General features: G+C 58.3%; 2 protein-coding genes. Both read right to left on the bottom strand.

What is annotated here, in order from left to right; genetic code table 11:
- Window positions 1–31: 31 nt before the first annotated feature.
- A complete protein-coding gene (locus tag KF784_20260) occupies window positions 32–466 on the bottom strand; it encodes a DUF5069 domain-containing protein (protein MBX3121390.1) in 435 nt (144 codons plus the stop codon).
- Window positions 466–1,143 carry a DUF3386 domain-containing protein gene (locus KF784_20255; GenBank protein ID MBX3121389.1) on the bottom strand — a complete coding sequence of 226 codons (678 nt, stop codon included), beginning with the start codon at window positions 1,141–1,143 and terminating at the stop codon, window positions 466–468. The genes KF784_20260 and KF784_20255 overlap by 1 nt, the downstream gene beginning before the upstream one ends.
- Window positions 1,144–1,337: the final 194 nt, after the last annotated feature.

The following is a 1,337-nucleotide window of genomic DNA, read 5'->3' as shown; positions in this document are numbered from 1 at the left end:
GCGTCTGTGTACGATCGAGCCTGGAAAGGACTTATCTGGTTCGGAGTGGAACCGTGCGCCCTTCCTCCAGATCTTGCAGATCCGACCAGGCCGTGATGTCCGTGCGCGAAGGATCCACCGCATCACGGTACGTCTTGAATTTCGCGGTACTTTCGGGCGAACTCGGGCCGCGCTCGAGCAACGTTCCGTTCCATGCCTCAAGCTCCGCTTCCCCATGCGGGGTGGCGGTGCGTCGAAACCACTCCACCACCCCGTCATCGGTCTGATTGGCCTTCACCGCCGCCGTGAATTGTTCGGCCGTGATGCCGGCATAGTCCAGCAGTCGTTCATCCATCGGACAAGGATAGATATATTCGCCTTCCGTCCCGGCCAATACCGCGCGGCATTTGTCGATCATCCGTGCCAGATGCACGTAGCCGGCCAACCTCGTCTTCATGCTCCGCGGAAACGTCGTGCGTAAATCCATCACGCCAACAGTGTGTGGTTGCTGAAGGTGAGCGTCCGTACGAGCACGGCGCCGTTTTCATAGGAGATGATCCGCCGTGTCGCAGGAAGATCGGACGCTCCGACACGCACATGAGTGTCCGTAAAACTCTCCACGTTGCGAAGTGTGCCGTCCTTCGGCGCGAAATAATAGACGGTGTACTTCGTGGTCAGTTGTTTCTGATCCTGCGTCGTGCTGCTTTCCTCCACGTTGATTGTGAACGCAACATGGGGCATTTTCCGGTTGATCTGGGTGATACGGTTATCTCTGATTCGATAAAAAGACTGCATGCCGTCGCCATGGATGTCGAGACGGCGGCCGAGCGGATGTTCGTCGCCTGCTTCCATCGTGAGACGATGTTTGCCGTCGGATTCCTCGAACTTGCGGGGTGCGCGGTGCACGGCGATCATGCCGATCTGTTCTTGCGCCCATTTTTGGATGGTGTCGTCGGGCAAGTGCACCGTGACTTCACGCGGTCCTTTGACGACGACGGTGCCGCTCACCAGCTGGCCGTTGGTATTGACGGTCAGGTCGGCCGAGAACCCGCGAAAGTCAGGCTGCCAGCGCGCGGTGCGTTCAAAGGCTTGCTGAAGCAGGGCGCGGGCTTGGGGGTCGTCGGCGACCGTTACGGCTGTATCGACCGGGGCAGCATGTTGCATTGGAGGCTCCTTTGTCTCGGGGTTGATCTGAAGCGGAATTAATTATAGAGCCCTTCGTCCGACATCTACAACCCGCGGAGGGGGACCGACTACCCCGGCTCTCTGTGCCGGCGGGTAAGTTTTTCTCTTCCCGGCACAGGTTTGTGTAGTACTGGCTAGGCCGAATCTGTTATAGTTCAAAGCATTTCATCCGA

Source organism: Fimbriimonadaceae bacterium (genome assembly GCA_019638775.1).
In the GTDB taxonomy this organism is placed as follows: Bacteria; Armatimonadota; Fimbriimonadia; order Fimbriimonadales; family Fimbriimonadaceae; genus JAHBTD01.
This window is presented reverse-complemented; position numbering and strand designations above follow the sequence as displayed.